The 18529-nt window shown below is 64.9% G+C and carries 22 protein-coding genes and 1 other RNA gene; 15 read left to right on the forward strand and 8 right to left on the reverse strand.

Annotated features, from left to right (window positions below; all coding sequences use genetic code 11):
* Positions 1–24: 24 nt before the first annotated feature.
* From EJC47_RS06630 to EJC47_RS06645, 4 genes are all read right to left on the reverse strand, one after another.
* Entirely contained in the window at positions 25–450 is a 426-nt protein-coding gene (locus EJC47_RS06630; RefSeq protein ID WP_126846240.1) for an MAPEG family protein, read from the reverse strand.
* A 74-nt stretch (positions 451–524) separates the two neighbouring features.
* A complete protein-coding gene (locus EJC47_RS06635; protein ID WP_126846242.1) occupies positions 525–1508 on the reverse strand; it encodes an alpha/beta hydrolase in 984 nt (327 codons plus the stop codon).
* 38 nt (positions 1509–1546) lie between these two features.
* A complete protein-coding gene (locus tag EJC47_RS06640; protein ID WP_126846244.1) occupies positions 1547–2596 on the reverse strand; it encodes a 1,9-bis(guanidino)-5-aza-nonane synthase in 1050 nt (349 codons plus the stop codon).
* Positions 2597–2738: 142 nt separating this feature from the next.
* Positions 2739–3959, reverse strand: a complete 1221-nt coding sequence (locus EJC47_RS06645) for a type III PLP-dependent enzyme (RefSeq protein WP_126846246.1) — start codon at positions 3957–3959, stop codon at positions 2739–2741.
* A 138-nt stretch (positions 3960–4097) separates the two neighbouring features.
* Here EJC47_RS06645 and EJC47_RS06650 point away from each other — a divergent pair, with 138 nt between their 5' ends.
* Positions 4098–5066 (forward strand): threonine ammonia-lyase, encoded by a 969-nt coding sequence (locus EJC47_RS06650; RefSeq protein ID WP_260591496.1) that lies wholly within the window; start codon positions 4098–4100, stop codon positions 5064–5066.
* Between the two features lie 105 nt (positions 5067–5171).
* The gene (locus tag EJC47_RS20980; RefSeq protein ID WP_185867594.1) at positions 5172–5339 is read left to right on the forward strand and encodes a hypothetical protein; all 168 of its coding nucleotides are present in this window, start codon (positions 5172–5174) and stop codon (positions 5337–5339) included.
* A gap of 42 nt (positions 5340–5381) precedes the next feature.
* Here EJC47_RS20980 and EJC47_RS06655 read toward each other — a convergent pair whose 3' ends face one another.
* The gene (locus tag EJC47_RS06655; protein WP_010402947.1) at positions 5382–6038 is read right to left on the reverse strand and encodes an alpha/beta hydrolase; all 657 of its coding nucleotides are present in this window, start codon (positions 6036–6038) and stop codon (positions 5382–5384) included.
* Positions 6039–6170: 132 nt separating this feature from the next.
* Here EJC47_RS06655 and EJC47_RS06660 point away from each other — a divergent pair, with 132 nt between their 5' ends.
* From EJC47_RS06660 to EJC47_RS06710, 11 genes are all read left to right on the forward strand, one after another.
* Complete coding sequence (locus EJC47_RS06660; RefSeq protein ID WP_126846506.1) at positions 6171–7244, forward strand: cysteine desulfurase family protein; 1074 nt, start codon at positions 6171–6173, stop codon at positions 7242–7244.
* Positions 7241–8332 (forward strand): cysteine desulfurase family protein, encoded by a 1092-nt coding sequence (locus tag EJC47_RS06665; protein ID WP_126846248.1) that lies wholly within the window; start codon positions 7241–7243, stop codon positions 8330–8332. The genes EJC47_RS06660 and EJC47_RS06665 overlap by 4 nt, the downstream gene beginning before the upstream one ends.
* Positions 8329–8661: a 2Fe-2S iron-sulfur cluster-binding protein gene (locus EJC47_RS06670; RefSeq protein ID WP_126846250.1), complete on the forward strand. Its 333-nt coding sequence runs from the start codon at positions 8329–8331 to the stop codon at positions 8659–8661. Before EJC47_RS06665 ends, EJC47_RS06670 begins: the two co-directional genes overlap by 4 nt.
* Positions 8662–8707: 46 nt before the next feature.
* Complete coding sequence (locus EJC47_RS06675; protein ID WP_126846252.1) at positions 8708–8929, forward strand: hypothetical protein; 222 nt, start codon at positions 8708–8710, stop codon at positions 8927–8929.
* A gap of 62 nt (positions 8930–8991) precedes the next feature.
* Positions 8992–9089, forward strand: an RNA gene (gene ffs / locus EJC47_RS06680) — signal recognition particle sRNA small type.
* Positions 9090–9367: 278 nt separating this feature from the next.
* On the forward strand, positions 9368–10885 hold the full coding sequence (locus EJC47_RS06685) for an ABC1 kinase family protein (protein ID WP_126846508.1): 1518 nt from the start codon (positions 9368–9370) through the stop codon (positions 10883–10885).
* Positions 10886–10993: 108 nt separating this feature from the next.
* Positions 10994–11410 (forward strand): hypothetical protein, encoded by a 417-nt coding sequence (locus EJC47_RS06690; RefSeq protein WP_126846254.1) that lies wholly within the window; start codon positions 10994–10996, stop codon positions 11408–11410.
* A gap of 99 nt (positions 11411–11509) precedes the next feature.
* Positions 11510–11980, forward strand: a complete 471-nt coding sequence (locus tag EJC47_RS06695; protein WP_126846257.1) for a hypothetical protein — start codon at positions 11510–11512, stop codon at positions 11978–11980.
* A gap of 278 nt (positions 11981–12258) precedes the next feature.
* The gene (locus EJC47_RS06700; RefSeq protein ID WP_126846259.1) at positions 12259–13959 is read left to right on the forward strand and encodes a DNA polymerase III subunit gamma/tau; all 1701 of its coding nucleotides are present in this window, start codon (positions 12259–12261) and stop codon (positions 13957–13959) included.
* The gene (locus EJC47_RS06705) at positions 13956–14279 is read left to right on the forward strand and encodes a YbaB/EbfC family nucleoid-associated protein (protein WP_033963779.1); all 324 of its coding nucleotides are present in this window, start codon (positions 13956–13958) and stop codon (positions 14277–14279) included. The genes EJC47_RS06700 and EJC47_RS06705 overlap by 4 nt, the downstream gene beginning before the upstream one ends.
* Positions 14280–14349: 70 nt before the next feature.
* Positions 14350–14598, forward strand: a complete 249-nt coding sequence (locus EJC47_RS06710) for a hypothetical protein (protein WP_033963780.1) — start codon at positions 14350–14352, stop codon at positions 14596–14598.
* A 3-nt stretch (positions 14599–14601) separates the two neighbouring features.
* Here the strand turns inward: EJC47_RS06710 and mtgA are convergent, their stop codons facing one another.
* The 3 genes from mtgA to EJC47_RS06725 form a co-directional block, all read right to left on the reverse strand.
* Complete coding sequence (gene mtgA / locus EJC47_RS06715; protein ID WP_260591497.1) at positions 14602–15363, reverse strand: monofunctional biosynthetic peptidoglycan transglycosylase; 762 nt, start codon at positions 15361–15363, stop codon at positions 14602–14604.
* Positions 15364–15424: 61 nt separating this feature from the next.
* The gene (gene rpoH, locus EJC47_RS06720; RefSeq protein WP_033963781.1) at positions 15425–16330 is read right to left on the reverse strand and encodes an RNA polymerase sigma factor RpoH; all 906 of its coding nucleotides are present in this window, start codon (positions 16328–16330) and stop codon (positions 15425–15427) included.
* 57 nt (positions 16331–16387) lie between these two features.
* The gene (locus EJC47_RS06725; protein ID WP_126846261.1) at positions 16388–17338 is read right to left on the reverse strand and encodes an RluA family pseudouridine synthase; all 951 of its coding nucleotides are present in this window, start codon (positions 17336–17338) and stop codon (positions 16388–16390) included.
* Positions 17339–17354: 16 nt separating this feature from the next.
* On the opposite strand from EJC47_RS06725, the gene EJC47_RS06730 reads away from it, so the two are divergent.
* Both EJC47_RS06730 and EJC47_RS06735 read left to right on the forward strand, forming a co-directional pair.
* Positions 17355–17765 carry a M67 family metallopeptidase gene (locus EJC47_RS06730; protein WP_126846263.1) on the forward strand — a complete coding sequence of 137 codons (411 nt, stop codon included), beginning with the start codon at positions 17355–17357 and terminating at the stop codon, positions 17763–17765.
* A gap of 86 nt (positions 17766–17851) precedes the next feature.
* Positions 17852–18496: a histidine phosphotransferase family protein gene (locus EJC47_RS06735; protein WP_126846265.1), complete on the forward strand. Its 645-nt coding sequence runs from the start codon at positions 17852–17854 to the stop codon at positions 18494–18496.
* The last annotated feature ends 33 nt before the right edge of the window (positions 18497–18529 follow it).

Here is an 18529-nt window from a genome sequence, read left to right on the forward strand (position 1 = left end):
GTGCCGGGGAGGATCCGAAGAGCGTCAGAACACCGCCATCGCCGCGTGGAGCGTCAACGCGATCAGCGCCAGGGACGCGCCGAGGAAGAGCAGGAAACGCACCGACACCTTGTTGACCTTTGCCTGCCACACGCTGTGGGCAATGCGCAGCGCCACATAGGCCCAGGCGATCCACGCATTGACCCCGTTGCCGGTACCCGTCAGCGCAATCACCCCGCAGACGGCGTAAAACAGCGTCGGCTGTTCCATCAGATGATTGTGATTGTGCGCCACCCACTGGATCTTGGGCGGCAGGCGGCCGTCGGCGTCGGCCGCCTTTGTGCCGACAAGTTTGGTGATGTCGACCCCTGATGCCCGCATCGCTGGGAGACGCGTGGCGAGCATCCATACCAGCATCACCAGCGTCCACGCGATGAGCACGACGACGGGCTTCAGGATCTCGCTATGCATTGGTCATCTTCCCCTATTTTATGGGACCGTGCCCGAAATAGTCCGGGCTCGCAATAATGGCGATGCGGCACGCCCTAAGGTCGCGGCAGTGCCGTACTCCAGCGCGAGAACAGTTCGGGCCAATCGAGACCCGGTGATCCTGCGGCCAGATGCAGCGCGCCGAAGCCATGTCCACCATGCTGGAACAGATGGGCCTCCACCGGCACCCGCTCGATCCGCGCACGGTCCAGCATCAGCAGCGATTGCGCGATCGGCACGACACCGTCATCCATCGCATGGGCGAGGAACAGCGGCGGTGCGCTGGAATCGAGGCGGTGCGCCGGATCGTAGCGATCGAGCAACGCGGCGGACGGCTTGGGCCCCAGCAGGCCGTTGACGGGGGCTGCCGGATCGAAGCCGGCGGTCTGGAACGATGTCACCGCATATATCAATCCGGCGAAATCGGGCCGGGCGGACACGTGGTCGGCGTGGTCGACAGGCGTATAGACGGGGTCGGCATGGCCGACGGCGAGCATTCCGGCGAGGTGCCCCCCGGCGGAGAAGCCGATCGTACCCAGCCGCGCCGGGTCGATGCCATAGCGTGTCGCATTGGCGCGGATCAGCCGCATCGCGCGCTGCGCATCCTGCAGCGGCACATCCTCGCGCTTGGCCCAGCCTTCCCCGGGCAAGCGATAGGCGAGCACGAACACGGTAATCCCGCGCGCATTGAGGACGCGCGCGACGTCGATGCCTTCATTGCTGACCGATACGAAGCCGTAGCCACCGCCAGGGATCGACAGAACCGCGCGCCCGTCCGGCCGTTCCGGGCGGAATACGCCAACCGTAGGCACGGCGATGCCGCGCAGCCACAATTCCTTGCCCTGATAGCCATCAAAGCTCGGGGCGGGGATGGGTAAAGTGGCGGGCGCACCCGGCGCCTTGCCGGACCACAGCGGAAAGGATTCGGCTGGCGGCCATGTCGGTGTGGCCGTCGAGTCCGCTGATTGCGCAAGGGCGACGCTGGGCATCCCCAGCGTCGCCCCAACGGCACCTGCCAATACCAACCGTCTGTCCAACATTGCCGCTCTCCTATGGATTCGCGGCGACGTTAGCGGGTTCAGTCGAAGCTCGCACCCCAGCGACGCTTGGTGCGGGTCTTCCACAGGCCGCGATGATAGGCGTCCGATGCCAGCAACGGCATGACCGAACCGGCTTCGGCGAACACCATCTGTTCGATGCCGGTGTTGACCTTGCCCCACGAGGCCGCTTCCTGCAGCGTCGAGGACGAGCAGGCACCGTCGCGCACGTCGGCGACGGTGATCTGCACGGCGTACTTGTGGACCTGCACGTCGTCATGGCCGAGGATTTCGGCGCACACCACGGTGTCCTGGATGAAGTTCTTGGGCACGCCGCCGCCGATCATCAGCAAGCCGGTGGTGCCGGCCTTGATCTTGATGTCGGTTAGTTCGCGGAAATCGGCGATCGCGTCGAGCACCATGTACGGCTTGCCCTCCTTGGCGCGGTCGACCTGATGCTTGACCAGACCGAAGCCAGCCGAGGAGTCGACGAACGCCGGGCAGAAGATCGGCACGTCATGCTCGTAAGCGAGCTTGACCAGGCTGTTGTCCTTCTTGCCGTTCTCAACGAGATATTTGCCCATCTCGCGGATGAACTCGCGGCTCGAATACGGGCGCGGTTCGAGGCTGTTGGCGATTTCGAGGATCGTGTGGTCGCAATCCTGGAGCTGCTCTTCGTCGATGTACGTGTCGTAGATACGGTCGATCAGCAGCGAACGCAGCGTGTCGTCATCCGGCACTTCGAGCGCCTGATAATGCTTGTGGCCAAGGCCTTCGAAGAAATCCATGTCGACGATCGACGCGCCCGTCGCGACCACGCCGTCGATCATGTTGTTGCGCAGCAGCTCAGCATAGAGATCCATGCAGCCACCCGCCGAGGTCGACCCGGCGATGACGAGGAAGATCGAGCAATCGGGATCGGCGAGCATCTGGTTGTAGATGTCGGTCGCGCGGCCGAGATCGCGGCTGGTGAAGCTCATCTTCTTCATCGCGTCGACGATCGGGCGCGCGTCGAACTTGGTGATGTCGATATGCTCGACGGTGGTCGAGAGCAGCTCGGCCTTGCGGTTGGTGTTGAGGACTTCGGTCATGATCTTCTCCAAATTCCCCTCCCGCTTGCGGGAGGGGTTAGGGGAGGGCCGACGGTCCGCATCCCCAATAGCAAAATGCCCTCCCCCGACCCCTCCCGCAGAGCGGGAGGGGAGGAGGTCAGGCGATAGTGATAGCGCTGTGTTACAGCGTGACGACGTTCGAGGCGACCTCTGGCATGTCCTCGCCGTAGAGCGAGACCATCGGTTCGTCGGCGACGATCACCGTCTCGTCCGATCCGAAGCCATTGAAGGCCGTGCGCATGGCCGAACCGTAAGCACCGAGCATCCCGATTTCGAGATAGTCGCCTGCCTTCACGTCTGCCGGCAGATAGAACGGGCCTGCCATATGGTCCATGTCGTCGCAGGTCGGGCCGTAGAAGCTGAACGCCATGTCCTTCGAGCGGCTTTCCGGCTCGCGCAGCAATTCGACCGGGAAACGCCAGCCGATGTGCGCGGCATCGAACAACGCGCCATAAGCCCCGTCGTTGATGTACAGCTCGTCACCACGGCGCTTTTCGACGCGCACCACGATCGAGCTATATTCGGCGCACAAGGCACGGCCGGGCTCGCACCATAGCTCGGACGAATAGCTGACCGGCAGCGATTCGAACGCACGGTGGATCGTCTCGAAATAGCGCTCGAGCGGGGGCGGCTCCATGCCCGGATAGGACGAGGGGAACCCGCCGCCGACATCGATCACGTCGACCGTCACCGCTGCATCGACGATGGCGGCGCGAACGCGCTCCATCGCATTGGCATAGGCTTCGGGCGTCATCGCCTGGCTGCCGACATGGAAGCAGATGCCAAGCGCATCCGCTGCCTGACGCGCGCGGAACAGCAGTTCCTTGGTCTCACCCGGTGCCGCACCGAATTTCGACGCGAGGCTCAGCTTGCTATGTTCCGACGACACGCGAAGGCGGACGCACAGCGTCAGGTCTTCGGCGTGATCGGTCGCTTCGACGATCTTCTCCAGCTCTTCCACGCTGTCGAGAGAAAACGTCTTCACGCCATAGTCGAAATAAGCCGAGCGGATCGCTTCGGGTGCCTTGACCGGGTGCATGAAGCACAGGGTCGCTTCCGGCAGCGTTTCCGCAACCAGACGCACTTCCGCGATCGACGCGACGTCGAAATGGGTGATGCCCGAATCCCACAGAATCTGCAGGAGAGCGGGAGACGGATTCGCCTTCACGGCATACATCGAACGACCCGGGAACTTCTCTGCGAAGAACCGGGCCGCACGCGATGCCGCATGCGGACGAACCAGCGTGACCGGCTGAACCGGCCGCTGCTTAGCGATGTCGATACCAGTGTTGGTAATCGAAGGGGTGGTCGCTAACCCCAGCGCGCGATGATGCTTGTGCAACTCAAGGGACCTCCAAGTGGCTTGCGCCTACGGTGAAAAAAGCTGCCTTGCGGTTGGAAGTCCCATGGGGCAGCGGATGGGCGAGATAGGGTCGCGTTTTTGCATTGTAAAGCGGTTTTGCGTCCACGGAGATAATTGGTGACAATTTTAAGACAGCCGACGCGGGCAGGGGTGCGCGATGCCGCCGCAAAAGTAGCTGCAGTGGTGCCGCCGACACCGCTTTTCGTAGTGGAAATTCATGGTGTTAGCGTCGCTTTCAAGGCCGAGTGCCTGCAGCCGATCGGCGCATTCAAACTGCGCGGGGCATGGCACCGATTGACGGCGATCGAACCCGCGGAGCGGGGAAAAGGCGTGGTGGCTTTCTCCTCGGGGAATCACGCGCAGGGAGTCGCGTGGGCGGCGCGGCGGCTTGCCATGCCCGCGACAATCGTGATGCCGGCTGACGCGCCCAAGGCCAAGCGCGAGGGGACGCTTGCGCTCGGCGCGGAGGTAGTGAGCTATGACCGCGCGACCGAGAGCCGCGAGAAGATCGCCGCACGCCTGGCCGAGGCGCGCGGCGCGGTACTGGTGCCGAGCTTCGACGATCCCTGGGTGATCGAGGGGCAAGGCAGCGCTGGGATCGAGGCGGCGGCGCAAATGGCGGTACGCGGTTTGGGAACGCCGAGTCGCGTGCTCGTGCCATGTGGTGGTGGCGGGTTGGCGGCGGGGCTTACGCTGGCCTTGCCCGAGGCGACGATCACGGTCGTGGAACCGGAAGGGTGGGACGACATGCGCCGCTCGCTGGAGGCGGGCTGGATCGAGCCCGTCGGCGAGTCACCACCGCCGACCGCGTGCGATGCGTTGCAAACGTTACGGGTCTCTATGCTGACCTTTGACGTCCTATCCCGCCGGGGGGCGACCGGGGTGGCGGTCAGCGAGGCCGAGATCCGCACAGCGCAGCGCTGGGCGGCGGAGAAGTTGCGGCTGGTGGTGGAACCGGGCGGCGCGGTCGGCCTGGCGGCGATCCTGGCGGGCAAGGTGCCGGTTGAGCCGGGACTTTTGGTGATCCTGTCGGGCGGGAATGTGGATCTGGCGGCTTATGGCGCGGTGCTGGCGGGCAAGGACTGAGAGCATCCGTTCGCCCTGAGCCTGTCGAAGGGGCCTGGCCAAACACGCAGCGCTGGTGGATGTCAGTGCTTCGACAAGCTCAGCACGAACGGAAAGAGAGGCGCTGTGACCGCTCTAGAAAACCTCGCACCCGCGCTCGCCATGCTCGCCGCGTTCGCCTGCCTCATCGGGGGCGTGGCGCTGATCGCCAAGGGGCAGAACCGACAAAAAGGCGTGCTGATGCTGGTAATGGCGGCGGTGCTGGTGGGCAACGTCGTGATCTGGACGCTGTAAGGCTGACCCCGCGCCGCCTGACACGGCAGCGCGGGGGGCGGATCACTTTATCGGCGAGTTGGGGTCGAGCCGCATATCGAGATATTTGTCCACGCTGCCCATCAGCTGCGGCATTTCATGCTCGAAGAAATGGTTCGCCTTGGGGATGGTGTCGTGGTGGATGGTGATGTGCTTCTGCGTGCGCAGCTTGTCGACCAGCTTCTGCGTCGCGAGCGGGGGCGAGACTTCGTCATTCTCGGCCTGGATAATGATGCCGCTCGCAGGACACGGCGCGAGGAAGGTGAAGTCGTACATGTTGGCAGGCGGCGCGACCGAGATGAAGCCGCGGATTTCCGGGCGGCGCATCAGCAATTGCATGCCGATCCACGCGCCGAAGCTAACGCCGGCGATCCAGGTGGTCGAGGCTTCGGGGTGGAAGCTCTGCACCCAATCGAGCGCGCTGGCGGCATCCGACAGCTCGCCGACGCCATTGTCGAAGGTGCCCTGGCTCTTGCCGACGCCACGGAAATTGAAGCGCAGCGTCGCGAAACCGCGGCGCTGGAAGGTCTTGTAGAGTTCCATCACGATATGGTTGTTCATCGTGCCGCCGGCTTGCGGATGCGGATGGAGGATCATCGCGACGGGCGCGCGCGGGCGAGGAGCTGGCGCGAAACGACCTTCGAGACGACCATCGGGGCCGGGAAAAATGACTTCTGGCATCGGACCTGCTGACGGCAAAGGAATAGGGCTCCGTGCCCAAGGCTTGGGCAGGATGGATTGCGCGCTATATAGGCTCGCACCCGCAACGCGCAATCATTGCCGAAGGTTGACATCATTTTGCCCGAATCCCCGATCCGCGAGCGGCTGTATCTCGATCATGCTGCGACCACGCCGATGCGCCCCGTCGCGATCGCGGCGGTGGAGGCGGGGATGCGAGCCTGGGCCAATCCGTCCTCGCCGCATGCCGAGGGCCGCGCGGCGCGGGCGAAGCTGGAACAGGCGCGCGCGGCGATTGCCGCCGCTTATGGCTGGCCGGGCGAGACGATCCTGACCAGCGGCGCGAGCGAGTCGGTGGCGATCGCGTTGTCGCGCAGCGGGGCGGAGCGACGGCTGATCTCGGCGGTCGAGCATGATGCGGTGATACGCGCCGGGCACGATGCGGGCGTTTTGCCGGTGGATACGCAGGGGCTGCTCGATCTCGATGCGCTGGTGGCGCTGCTGGCGGGGCCGCGCCCGATCGTGGCGGTGCAGTGGTGCAATAGCGAAACGGGCGTGCGGCAGCCGATCGCGGCGATTGCCGAGCTTACCCATGCGGCGGGCGGATTGCTGCTGGTCGATGCGGCGCAAATGCCCGCCGGGGCCGATCCAGAGGTGATCGAACGCGCCGATTTCATTGCCATTTCGGGGCATAAGCGCGGCGGGCCGGTGGGGATTGGCGCGTTGTTGGTGCGCGAGTTGGCGACGCTGACGCCGACGGGCGGGCAGGAACGCGGGTATCGCGCGGGGACCGAGAATCTGCCAGGAGCGCTCGGCTTCGCAGCCGCACTGGCCGAGCCCGAGGATGTGGTACGGCAGGTGCCGCTGCGCGCGCGGCTCGACGATGCGATTGCGCGCTCGGGTGGCGAGGTGGTCGCCACAGCCGCGCCGCGTCATCCCGCGATCGGGTCGTACCGGATGCCGGGGCTCGCCGCCGCGACACAGCTTATCCGCTTCGACATGGCGGGGATTGCGGTGTCGGCGGGCAGCGCGTGTTCGTCGGGCAGCATGAAGCCGAGCCATGTGCTGGGGGCGATGGGGTGGAGCGTGGAAGCTTCGCGCGAGGTGGTTCGCGTGAGTTTCGGGCGCGATACCGGCGCGGAGGATGTCGAGCGGTTCATCACCGAATGGCGCAATGTCGCGCGCTCTGCCCGCGCGTTTGCGGCATGATCTACCTCGATTATCAGGCGACCACGCCGCTCGCGCCCGAAGCGCTCGAGGCGATGTTGCCATGGCTGCGCGACCAGCATGCCAACCCGCATTCGGCGCATGCCGCCGGGCGCAAGGCCAAGGCGGTGGTGGAGCTGGCGCGCGATCAGGTGGCCGCGCTGCTGCCGCCGGGCGGGACGCTCGCTTTCACCAGCGGCGCGACCGAGGCGCTCAATTGGGCGATCAAGGGGCTGGGCGGCCCGGTGGTGACGCTGGCGAGCGAACATGCCGCCGTGCTCGATACGGTCGCGGCGCTGCGCTCGGGCGGACAGGAGGTGACGGTGCTGCCGGTCGGGGCGGACGGGCTGGTCGATCTCGATCAGGCGCGCGCGGCGATCGTGCCGGGGACGAAACTGGTAGCGGCGATGCTGGTCAATAACGAAATCGGCGTGATCCAGCCAATCGCCGCGCTGGCCGAAATCGCCCATGCCGCAGGCGCATTGCTGCTGTGCGACGCAGTGCAGGGCTATGGGCGGGTCGACATACCGGCGACATGCGATCTGGTCGCGGTGTCGGGGCACAAGATTTACGGGCCCAAGGGCATCGGGGCCTTGTGGGTGCGCGACGGGGTTGCGCCCGCGCCGTTATTGCATGGTGGCGGGCAGGAGGCCCTCGGTCGGTCCGGCACGCTGTCGCCCGCTTTATGCGCCGGGTTCGGGACGGCGGCGGCGCTGATGGCAGTGCGGCGCGACGCGGATGCGGCGCAGGTCGAGCGACTTTGGACGCTCGCCATCGAACGCTTCGGTCCCGGCTGGTCCATCAACGGTTCGAGCGACCAGCGCTATCGCGGCAACCTCAACGTCCGGCGCGATGGGCTCGACGTGGCACGGCTGATGTCCGCCTTACGCGACGTCGCTTTCTCGGCCGGCTCGGCCTGTGCCAGTGGATCGGGCCGGGCCAGCCATGTTCTTCGTGCGATCGGCCTCACCGAGAGGCAGGCCCGTTCGAGCGTTCGCCTGGGCTTCGGGCGCTATACCACGGAAGCCGAATTGACCGAGGCGATCGACCGCCTCATGCTTGCCGCCAATGCCCAAAGGATCGCCGCATGACCCATGTCCGCTTCATCGGCACCGACGGCACCATTCGCGAGGTTGACGCCGCGCCAGGCGCGCGCCTGCTCGAAGTCGCGCAAGCCGATGGCCAGCCGCTGGAGGGCACCTGCGAGGGGCAGATGGCCTGCTCGACCTGCCACGTCATCGTCGACGTCGGCGATTTCGACAAATTGCCAGCGCCGACCGAGGACGAGGAGGATATGCTCGATCTCGCCGCGGGTGCGACGCGCACCAGTCGGCTGGCGTGCCAGATTGTACTCAGGGCGGATCTCGACGGGTTGACGGTGCGCATTCCCGGCGAAGTGCGGAACATGCAGGGCCGTTGATCATTTGCCTGTGGTGCCACCTCGGCACGGTACAGGAGATGATCCCATGAAATTCGCAGCCCTGATCTCGGCCGGTCTGATCGCCGCTGCCGCCATGGCCCCCGCCAGCGCGAGCGCGCAGGTCGAGCGCCATCATGATCGCCGCGTCGAACGCACCGTTGTCCATACCGAGCGCAACCGTGACTGGCGTCCGCACACCCGCAAAGTGTGCCGCACGGTCTATCGTCATCACCAGCGCATGCGCACCTGCCGGACGGTGCGCCGCTAAGCGCCGGTTTCGACTTCGGTCGAGACAGGCTTGATCCTTTCGCCCGACCCCGCCATAGGCAGCGCGGGAGTCGGGCGGACGTGGTCGTCGCCAACCTGGTCAGATCCGGAAGGAAGCAGCCACAACGATTTCGCCGCGGGTCGTTCCGGCTCCCACCGCGCAGCGCGCATGTACGCAGCAAAGCTGCGCACAAGACGCGCCAGCGCGGCCGGCGGGCAAGGCCCGACCGACGACCCGGCTTTGCCGGGGCGGCTCCCTCCTTTTATGAGCGGTGCGCTTCTGGCTGCCCCCCTCCACCCTTCGCTGAATGCTCAGGGTCCCAGTTTTGGGTTGACCATGCCCCGCATGGTCAAGGGTCGTCCTGGGGGACGATCCGACCCAAAACTCCGTGCCGGGGAGGATTTTTATAGTGTCGGTGGAGGCTTTCGCATGGCCATGATGATCAAAACCTTGCTGGTCGCCGGACGCGACCGCCAGCGGCTGAGCGAAATCGTCCAGATCGCATCGCGCTTCGGCCTTGGCATCCTGCTCGCGCGCTTCGGCCTGGAGCGGGCCACTGCCGCTGAGGCGTTGACGGACGAACCGCAAACGCTGCCGCGACGCACCCGCCAGGCACTGGAAGAATTGGGGCCGACCTTCGTCAAGCTCGGGCAAATTCTGGCGACGCGCGGGGATTTGCTGACGCCCGAATGGGTGGCCGAGCTCGAACACCTCCACAGCAGCGCACCGACCCTGCCGTTCGAGACGCTGCGGCCCGCCGTCGAAGCCGTGCTGGGGCAAGCGCCGGAAACCGCGTTCGCCGTCTTCGACCCGCTGCCGCTCGCCGCTGCTTCGATGGCGCAAGTCCACCGGGCGAAACTGAGCGACGGGACGCAGGTGGTGCTCAAGATCCGCCGCCCCGATATCCGTCCGCGCATGGAGGCGGATTTGCGGTTGATCGCCGAACTGGCGGCGCTGGCGGAAACGAGCAGCGCCGAAGCGCGGCGTTTTCGTCCGCGCGAACTGGTGCGGCAATTGGCGCAAGCGGTGCTGGAGGAGCTCGATTTTACCAGCGAGGGGCGCAATGCCGATCGCCTGCGCGCCGATTTCGCGCAGGATCCGCGCGTCGTCATCCCCGAAATCCATTGGCAATGGACCTCCGAAACGCTGCTGGTGATGGATTTCATCGAGGGCGTGCCGCCGCGCGAAGCGGCGACCTTGCGGGCGGCCGGGCTCGAGCCTGCGGTGATCGCCGCGCTCGGCGCCGATGTCGTGCTCGACATGGTGATGATCAACGGGCGCTTTCACGGCGACCCGCATCCCGGCAATTTGCTGTGCCTGCCGGGCAACCGCATCGCTTTGCTCGATCTGGGGATGATCGGGCATGTGTCGCCACGGCGGCGCGAGGAAGTGATCGCGTTCGTGCAATCCCTGTCCTCGGCCGATCCCGAGCAATTGGCGGACGTATTCGGCGCGTGGAGTGCGGGCAGCGGTGTCGCGCAGGATCGCACGCAGGCAGCGGCCGAGCGGCTGATCGCGCGGCATGGCGGCGGGCCGATCAAACTGAGCGCGTTCGTGGCGGATTTGCTGCCGTTGCTGCGCGATGAAGGCATGACGATGCCGCCCGACCTGCTGCTGATGTTCAAGGCGCTGATGACGATCGACGGGGTGCTGCAGGCGATCGAACCCGATTTCGATTTGGCGAGCGCGATGCAGCGCGCGTCGCTGCGCATGGCGCGCGCGCGGCTTTCGCCCGACCATTGGGCACCGGTGCTGCAAGCGCTCGCATGGGAGCTGAGCAAGATCGGCGGGGATGCGCCGCGACTGGTGCGCGCGGTGATCCGGCGGCTGGAGCAGGAGCCGGTGGACGCGCCGCATGCCGATCCGTCTCGCGCGATTATGACCGGCGCGCGGTGGATTGCGGGGGCGATCCTGGCGGGTGCGGTGGTGCTTGCGGTTGCGATGGTGCTGGGCTGAGGGGCCGTTCGACGAAATGGCTTTGCAGGGGTGTTTCAGATGCAGGAAGCGTTGGTCGCCCGCTTATGAGTAATAGCAGACTTGGCTGCGGTAGGTTACGCTTGGGTCATGAAGACGCTCGTTCTCGTATGTTTCCTTCTCGCTGGATGCGAGGCCGCTCGCGCCCCTGTTCCAACAAACCCGTTCAGTGAGACTGAAGCACGTTCAGCAAAAGAGCCTAAGCCGAGTGTTCGCCTTGTGAATGAAGTCGAGGAGCGAGTTCGGCAACTGCCTTGCGTTGGGGACTTAAGCGACTGGAATCGTGACTACAGGTATGATCTTCGCGGTTCAAAGATCGACACGACGATGGTTTTCTTTGTCCTCATTGAGGGTGATGACAAATCGAAGAGGAAAATCAGCCAGCCCCACGATTCCTATGATGTGCCCTCAGGAAAATACCGTTTGGTGGCAGGAGTTTTCGACACGACAGCGAAGACAGTTAAGGTCGAGGAATGTGGTGAACTCGTTGAGGGACCGACAACATAAACTCTGCTATCGGGCGAAAAAGCAGCACATCCGTTGTCGCCCACTTCCGGGCATTCGCTATTCCATGCAACTTCCCCGAAAGCAGACGTGGAGCAATGGATGACGAGGCGCGAGATCGTTCGGATGGCGGGTGCAATGGTCGCTGTCGCTGCGCTGGCTAATGGGTGTTCGCAGGGGCAAGCGCCCTTCAGAACGGTCCAGCTTTGCCTCGCTAGCCCGCAGGAGGTCCCTGCTTTCGTCAACGTCATGAACGCCATCGCTCAACAGCATCAGATGGAGTTCACGGATCGAAGTGGTCAAACCGAGGCTGAGCTACGCTCAATCAAGAACAAATACGTGCAGATTGCGCATCCACATGTGAACATCGGCGCGGACCGGAACGGAGACTTCAGCTTTGGGGCGGGTAACTTAGGCCTGCCTACGCGGCAGATGGCGATCGGGTTCAACGGTCATGATACGGCGGCAGCGCGAGAATTCGCGAACGCTGCGGTGGCTGAGCTATCGAAACGGTGGCGGATCATCGAAGTGCCCCAGGACCGTGGCGCTCTTCCGCTTCCAAATTGTGGGTAGGATTCGATTAACGTCCGCTTGTCGCCCCGTCACACGGAAAGCCGTCAGTCCGCTCTCCACCACAAGCAGACATGGCTGTCCCACAGCGATGCGATCTGACAAAGTCGTGGCGGTTCTTTCAGGGCGTTCACGACTGACCTTCCGCGCATGGCGCGCGCGCAGGCCGGGCGTGGGGGCAGCCCTTGGGGCACCTGACACAAAACCCGCATCTCCAGCCCGCACCCATCGCCCAACCAACCCTTCGACAATTCCCGCCGCTGCCCCTAGATAGGGCAGCAATGTCCGACTCCCTGTATCCCGCTGACGAGACCCCCGGCTTCGACCTGGGCGAACCGCCTGCTCCGGCGAAGAGCGATGCGTACCGCGTGCTTGCGCGCAAATATCGGCCGCAGACCTTTGCCGAGCTGATCGGCCAGGATGCGATGGTCACCACGCTCGGCAATGCGATCCGGCGTGGGCGGCTGGCGCATGCGTTTTTGCTGACCGGCGTGCGCGGGGTCGGCAAGACCTCGACCGCGCGTTTGCTCGCCAAGGCGCTCAACTGCATCGGGCCGGACGGGCAGGGTGGTCCGACGATCAACCCGTGCGGCGTGTGCGAGCCGTGCGTCGGCATTGCCGAGGGGCGGCATATCGACGTGATCGAGATGGACGCCGCCAGCCATACCGGCGTCGACGACATGCGTGCGGTGATCGATGCCTCGCGGATGACGGCGTTCGTCGCGCGCTACAAGATCTACATCATCGACGAAGTCCATATGCTGTCGAAGAACGCGTTCAACGCGCTGCTGAAGACGCTGGAGGAACCGGCCGAGGGCGTGAAGTTCGTGCTGGCGACGACCGAGGTGAACAAGGTGCCGGTGACGGTGCTGTCGCGCTGCCAGCGCTTCGATTTGCGGCGCATTCCGGCGGATTTGCTGGCCGAACATTTCGCGCGCGTGGTCGCGGCCGAGGGTGTCGAGGCCGAGCCCGAGGCGCTGGGGCTGATCGCGCGCGCGGCGGAAGGGTCTGCGCGCGACGGGCTGTCGATCCTCGACCAGGCGATCGCCCATGCCGATATGGATGGCGGCGCGGTGAGCGCGGGCGCGGTGCGCGATATGCTGGGGCTCTCCGATCGTGGCGCGATCCGCGATTTGATGACGCTGTTGCTTTCGGGCGACGGGATCGGCGCGCTGGCGGCGCTGCGGCGGCAATATGACCTTGGGGTCGATCCGCTTGGCGTGCTGCGCGGGCTGCTGGAGACCGTTCACGCCACCACCCTGGTCAAGCTCGGCGCGGCGCAGGAAGCCGGGCAAGCGACCGAGGAGCGCGAGGCGTTGCTGGGCTGGGCGTCGTCGCTGTCCTTCGCCGCATTGCACCGGCTGTGGCAGTTGCTGCTCAAGGGCCATGACGAAGTCGCACGCGCGGCGATGCCGATCGAGGCGTGCGAAATGGCGCTGCTGCGGCTGGTCCATGCCTCGACCTTGCCCGATCCGGGCGACCTGGCGCGCATGATCAGCAATGGCGTGCCGCTTGGCACCCCGTCGCCGGCCCCTGCAGCACCGGCGGCGCTTCCGGCGGCTGCTCCCGAAGCGGTGGTGACCGATCAGGACATGCCCCGCTCGATCAGCCAGATCGTTGCTTTGCTGGAGGGCGCGGGCGAGCTCGCTCTGGCGTCGCGCGTGGTGCACCACGCCAGCATCGTCAGCCTCGATGGCAGCGATCTTGTGTTGAGCTCGGCGCGACCGATTTCCCCCGATCTGGTCGCTGAATTGGCGCTCACGCTGAAGCGCGTTACCGGGCGCGGCTGGAAAGTGACGACCGCGCCGACGCCAGGCGCGCCGACGGTGCGCGAGGCCGAGGCGGCCCAGCGCGAGGCGTTCAAGGCCGAAATTCTGGCGGTGCCGGTGATCGCCGCCGCGCTGGAGGCGTTTCCCGACGCCGAAGTTCCCGAAACCGAAATCGACCGCCTGCTGGCGGCGAAACGGAGTGTAACCGCATGAAAAGCATCGAAGACATCATGGCCATGGCGCAAAACGTCCAGGCCGAACTGACCAAGGCGCAGGACGGGCTCGACAAGATCGAGGTCGAGGGCGTCGCGGGCGGTGGTTTGGTCAAGGTGCGCGCCTCGGCCAAGGGGCGGATCATCGGCATCGACATCGACGAATCGTTGTTGCAACCGAGCGAAAAGCAAATCGTCGAGGATCTCGTCGTCGCCGCGTTCAACGACGCCAAGGCCAAGGCCGATGCAGCGTCGGGTGCCGAAATGGCCAAGATGACCAGCGGCATCCCGCTGCCGCCGGGGTTCAAGCTGCCGTTCTGATCGCGGTGCGATAACGGAACGATCGCCCGTGCAACCCGTTCAACCCTGCAGATAAAAGCAGGAGGATAGCATGAGCGAGCAAGTAACCGAGACGCCCCATACCACTGTGATCGAACGTCGCAGCGGCGGCGGGGCCGCGATCTTCATCGGCATTGTTCTGTTGATCGCGGTCGCGGTCGGTGCCTTCTATCTCTTCAACAAGAGCCAGAACGACAACGCCCGTACCGATGCGATTGCGGGCGCTGCCAAGGACGTCGGCGACAGCGCGAAGAAGGTCGGCGACAGCGCCTCCAAGGCAGCCGACGACGCGACCAAATAAGGCCTAGCGCAGGCAGCGATCCAGCCCGTCGTTGCGGACGACGCCCACCCGGCGGGTGATGGCGTTGCCGTGGCGGCGGGTAAAGCCACGGGGCGCGATCGCGGCGCGTTTCTTGGGCAGCGGCAGGACGGCGGCGATGCGGCCCGCTTCGTCAGGCGTCAAATGCGACGCGTCATGGCCGAAATACCGCCGTGACGCTGCGTCGACGCCATAGGTGCCAATGCCGGTCTCGGCGACGTTCAGATACACTTCCATGATGCGGCGCTTGCCCCAGATGTTCTCGATCAGGACGGTGAAATACGCCTCCAGCGCCTTGCGGGCATAGCCGCCGCCCTGGATCAGGAAGACGTTCTTGGCAGTCTGCTGGCTGATCGTCGATCCACCGCGAATGCGCCCGCCGCGGGCATTGCGGGCATAGGCCGTTTCGATCGCCTGCAGATCAAACCCATTGTGCAAACAGAAGCGCGAATCTTCGCCCGCAATCGCGGCACGCGCCATATTGGGGTCGATCTGGGACAGCGGACGCCAGGATTTGTCGATGCCGTGGCCACCCAGCGCATCGCCAACCATCGTCAGCGTAATCGGTGGCGGCACGAAGCGATACAATAGGACCATGAAGACCGACAGGATCACGAACGCGACAACGGCGCGTACGGCCCAGCCCAGCACCCGTCCGACCAGACCACGTTTCCGGCGAGGGCGCTCACGCTGGTTCAGCTGAGGTTGCGGCACATTCGTTCCGACATTGACGTTCCCCGGCTCCATTACATGCTCCCGCAGCATTCCGTAGCGCGGGAGCATTGTCGAGGAAAGGAACGCGCTGCGCTCAGGCGGCGACCAGCATCCGATTGTCGCCGGCGATGCGCATCATCGCCTTTTGCAGCTTTTCAAAGGCGCGAACCTCGATCTGGCGAACCCGCTCGCGCGAGACGCCATAGACCTGGCTCAGTTCCTCGAGCGTCTTGGGCTCGTCGGTCAGGCGACGCTCGGTCAGGATGAACTTCTCGCGCTCATTGAGATCGTCCATCGCTGCGGTCAGCATTTCGTGGCGAACGTCGGCTTCCTGCGCCTCGGCGACCACGGAGTCCTGCAAGGGCGAGTCGTCGGCAAGCCAATCCTGCCACTGGCCTTCGCCATCCTCGCGCATCGGCACGTTGAGCGAGGTGTCGCCGCCCATTGCCATGCGGCGGTTCATGCTGGTGACTTCCTCCTCGGTCACGCCGAGATCCTTGGCGATCTTGGCGAGATGTTCGGGGGAAAGGTCACCATCCTCGAACGCGTCGAGCTTGGACTTCATCCGGCGCAGGTTGAAGAACAGCTTCTTCTGCGCGGCGGTGGTGCCCATTTTTACCAGGCTCCACGAGCGCAGGATAAATTCCTGGATCGAGGCGCGGATCCACCACATCGCATACGTGGCAAGGCGGAAGCCGCGATCGGCCTCGAACTTCTTAACGCCTTGCATCAGGCCGATATTGCCCTCCGAGATCAGCTCGGACACGGGCAGGCCATAGCCGCGATAGCCCATCGCGATCTTCGCCACGAGGCGAAGGTGCGAGGTGACCAACTGCGCGGCGGCGTCGGTGTCGCCATGTTCCTCAAAGCGCTTGGCGAGCATATATTCCTGCTCGGGCGCGAGGATCGGAAATTTCTTGATCTCCGACAGGTAGCGATTGAGGCTCGCCTCGCCGCCAAGGGCGGGGATCGTCGCGGGGACGTTGCTGCGGGCTGCCATGATCGTGTCTCCCTTTATCGAAGCTGGAACATGCCCAAGGCACACGCCAGCCGAAAGCTATACAAACAGTCTATAGAACAGTTCCTGCATGTCGGCAGGCATTTCGCTATCGAACGCCAAAGCGTTACTTGTCACCGGATGAATGAACCCCAAACGGGCGGCGTGCAACGCCTGGCGGCGGAAACCCAAGGTTTCCAAAGTGGCTTTGTGGGCCTGCTTTGTTCTACCGTAAACCGGGTCGCCGAGCAAGGGGTGCCCGAGCGAGGCCATATGCACCCGGACCTGGTGCGTGCGACCCGTCTCCAGTCGGCATTCAACCAGTGCGGCGTCCCTTAAGCGTTCGATCGTGGTGAAATGCGTCACCGCGCGCTTGCCGCCCGGGACGATCGCGATTTTCTTGCGGTTGGAGGGCGATCGCGCGAGCGGGGCGTCGACCGTGCCCGCGGGCGGAGCAGGCTGCCCCGACACGATCGCCTTGTAACGCCGGTCGATGCTATGGTCGTGAAATTGCTTCGCCAAGCCCTCATGCGCGCGATCGGTCTTGGCGGCGACCATCAGGCCCGACGTGTCCTTGTCGATGCGGTGGACGATCCCGGGCCGGGCGACGCCGCCAATCCCGGAGAGGTTGCCCGCGCAATGGTGGAGCAGCGCGTTGACCAAGGTGCCGTCGGCATTCCCCGCCGCCGGATGGACGACCAGCCCGGCCTGTTTGTCGATCACGATCAGCTCGTCGTCTTCAAAGACGACGTTAAGCGCGATGTCCTGCGCTTCGTTATGCGATGGCGTGGGGGCGGGGACTGCGACCAGATACAGGCCACCGGCAATCGCCTTGCCCGATGGATCGTTGGCGACATGACCGCGCGGGTCGGTGACGGCACCGCTTGCGATCAATGCCTTCAGCCGTTCGCGCGAAACATCGGGCAGCGCGTCGGCCAGCGCGCGGTCGAGGCGCAAACCCTGCGCAGTCGCGGAAACCCGTGCTTCAAGAGTGGCAACCCCCCGGTTCATGGACTAGAATCTGGGCATGACGTTGGAGATTTCAAGCACTCTGCTGGCCCGATTGCTAAACGAGGCCGCAAATGCGCCCGAACAGGAGGTGTGCGGCCTGCTCTTCGGCACGGCGGAACGGCTTGATGCGGTGCGACCGTGCCGCAATGTTGCAGCCGAGCCGGACCGGGCTTTCGAGATCGATCCTGCGGCGTTGATCGCGGCGCATCGGGCCACGCGCGACGGTGGGCCGGCGATTATCGGATGCTACCATTCGCACCCCAATGGGGCCGCAACTCCCTCCGCCCGCGACGCGGCGGCCGCCGCGCCCGATGGTGCGCTGTGGATCATCATCGCGGGTCCGCAGGTGGCGTGTTACCGTGCGGTTTGCGATGGTGCGTATGTCGGACGGTTCGACCCCGTGCCCTATCGGATCGAGACAGCCTGACGCCAACTAAGGACACAGTGGCTTGCTTCCTCCGCCGTGCATCGCCAGAAGAGCGATCAAGTCATGATCCGAAAGCCAAATAACCAATGACGATCAGCGCCGCCGATTTCGCAAGCTTGCTGTGCTCGCGCCTCTGCCACGATTTGCTGAGCCCGGTGGGTGCTCTCAATAACGGACTGGAACTGCTCGCCGATGAGCATGATCCGGAAATGCGGGCACGCTGTCTGGAGTTGTTGAGCGACAGCGCCAAGGCGTCGGCCAACAAGCTGAAATTTTTTCGTCTCGCCTTCGGCGCAGCGGGTGGTTTCGGCGAGTCGGTCGATTCGCGCGAAGCGCGCGCGGCGATTGAGGGGCTGTTTGGCGAGGGCCACAAGGTCAAGCTCGGCTGGATGGTCGAGGATGCGACGCTCCCCAAGCCGGCGATCAAGGTGTTGCTCAACCTGGCGCTCATCGCCGGCGATGCGCTGGTGCGCGGCGGGCAGCTCGATGTGGGCGCGGAGAGCAATGACGGCCAGGTCGAGATCGTGGTGCGAGCCGATGGCCCGCGCATCGTGCTCGACGCCGAAATGCGCGCAGCCTTGACCGGGACGCAGGGCGAAGCCGTCATCACCCCGCGTGCGGCGGCCGCGTATCTTGTCCAGGCTTTGGTCGCCGAGGGCGGCGGGATCGTGCAGGTTTCCGATCCTGAGGATTCGGTGCTGCTGTTCGGCGCGGTCTTCAAGGCAGGATAACTCTGCCTTAACCACTGTTCGGCCATGACCGCT

The organism is Sphingomonas sp. TF3, from assembly GCF_003985085.1.
In the GTDB taxonomy this organism is placed as follows: domain Bacteria; phylum Pseudomonadota; class Alphaproteobacteria; order Sphingomonadales; family Sphingomonadaceae; genus Sphingomonas.

Bases quoted from the DNA above. Each gene is read 5' to 3' on its own strand.
- EJC47_RS06630 (WP_126846240.1), bottom strand. From the start codon at position 450: ATGCATAGCGAGATCCTGAAGCCCGTCGTCGTGCTCATCGCGTGGACG.
- EJC47_RS06635 (WP_126846242.1), bottom strand. From the start codon at position 1,508: ATGTTGGACAGACGGTTGGTATTGGCAGGTGCCGTTGGGGCGACGCTG.
- EJC47_RS06640 (WP_126846244.1), bottom strand. From the start codon at position 2,596: ATGACCGAAGTCCTCAACACCAACCGCAAGGCCGAGCTGCTCTCGACC.
- EJC47_RS06655 (WP_010402947.1), bottom strand. From the start codon at position 6,038: ATGCCAGAAGTCATTTTTCCCGGCCCCGATGGTCGTCTCGAAGGTCGT.
- EJC47_RS06665 (WP_126846248.1), top strand. From the start codon at position 7,241: ATGATCTACCTCGATTATCAGGCGACCACGCCGCTCGCGCCCGAAGCG.
- EJC47_RS06670 (WP_126846250.1), top strand. From the start codon at position 8,329: ATGACCCATGTCCGCTTCATCGGCACCGACGGCACCATTCGCGAGGTT.
- EJC47_RS06675 (WP_126846252.1), top strand. From the start codon at position 8,708: ATGAAATTCGCAGCCCTGATCTCGGCCGGTCTGATCGCCGCTGCCGCC.
- EJC47_RS06685 (WP_126846508.1), top strand. From the start codon at position 9,368: ATGATCAAAACCTTGCTGGTCGCCGGACGCGACCGCCAGCGGCTGAGC.
- EJC47_RS06690 (WP_126846254.1), top strand. From the start codon at position 10,994: ATGAAGACGCTCGTTCTCGTATGTTTCCTTCTCGCTGGATGCGAGGCC.
- EJC47_RS06695 (WP_126846257.1), top strand. From the start codon at position 11,510: ATGACGAGGCGCGAGATCGTTCGGATGGCGGGTGCAATGGTCGCTGTC.
- EJC47_RS06700 (WP_126846259.1), top strand. From the start codon at position 12,259: ATGTCCGACTCCCTGTATCCCGCTGACGAGACCCCCGGCTTCGACCTG.
- EJC47_RS06705 (WP_033963779.1), top strand. From the start codon at position 13,956: ATGAAAAGCATCGAAGACATCATGGCCATGGCGCAAAACGTCCAGGCC.
- EJC47_RS06710 (WP_033963780.1), top strand. From the start codon at position 14,350: ATGAGCGAGCAAGTAACCGAGACGCCCCATACCACTGTGATCGAACGT.
- mtgA (WP_260591497.1), bottom strand. From the start codon at position 15,363: ATGGAGCCGGGGAACGTCAATGTCGGAACGAATGTGCCGCAACCTCAG.
- rpoH (WP_033963781.1), bottom strand. From the start codon at position 16,330: ATGGCAGCCCGCAGCAACGTCCCCGCGACGATCCCCGCCCTTGGCGGC.
- EJC47_RS06725 (WP_126846261.1), bottom strand. From the start codon at position 17,338: ATGAACCGGGGGGTTGCCACTCTTGAAGCACGGGTTTCCGCGACTGCG.
- EJC47_RS06730 (WP_126846263.1), top strand. From the start codon at position 17,355: ATGACGTTGGAGATTTCAAGCACTCTGCTGGCCCGATTGCTAAACGAG.
- EJC47_RS06735 (WP_126846265.1), top strand. From the start codon at position 17,852: ATGACGATCAGCGCCGCCGATTTCGCAAGCTTGCTGTGCTCGCGCCTC.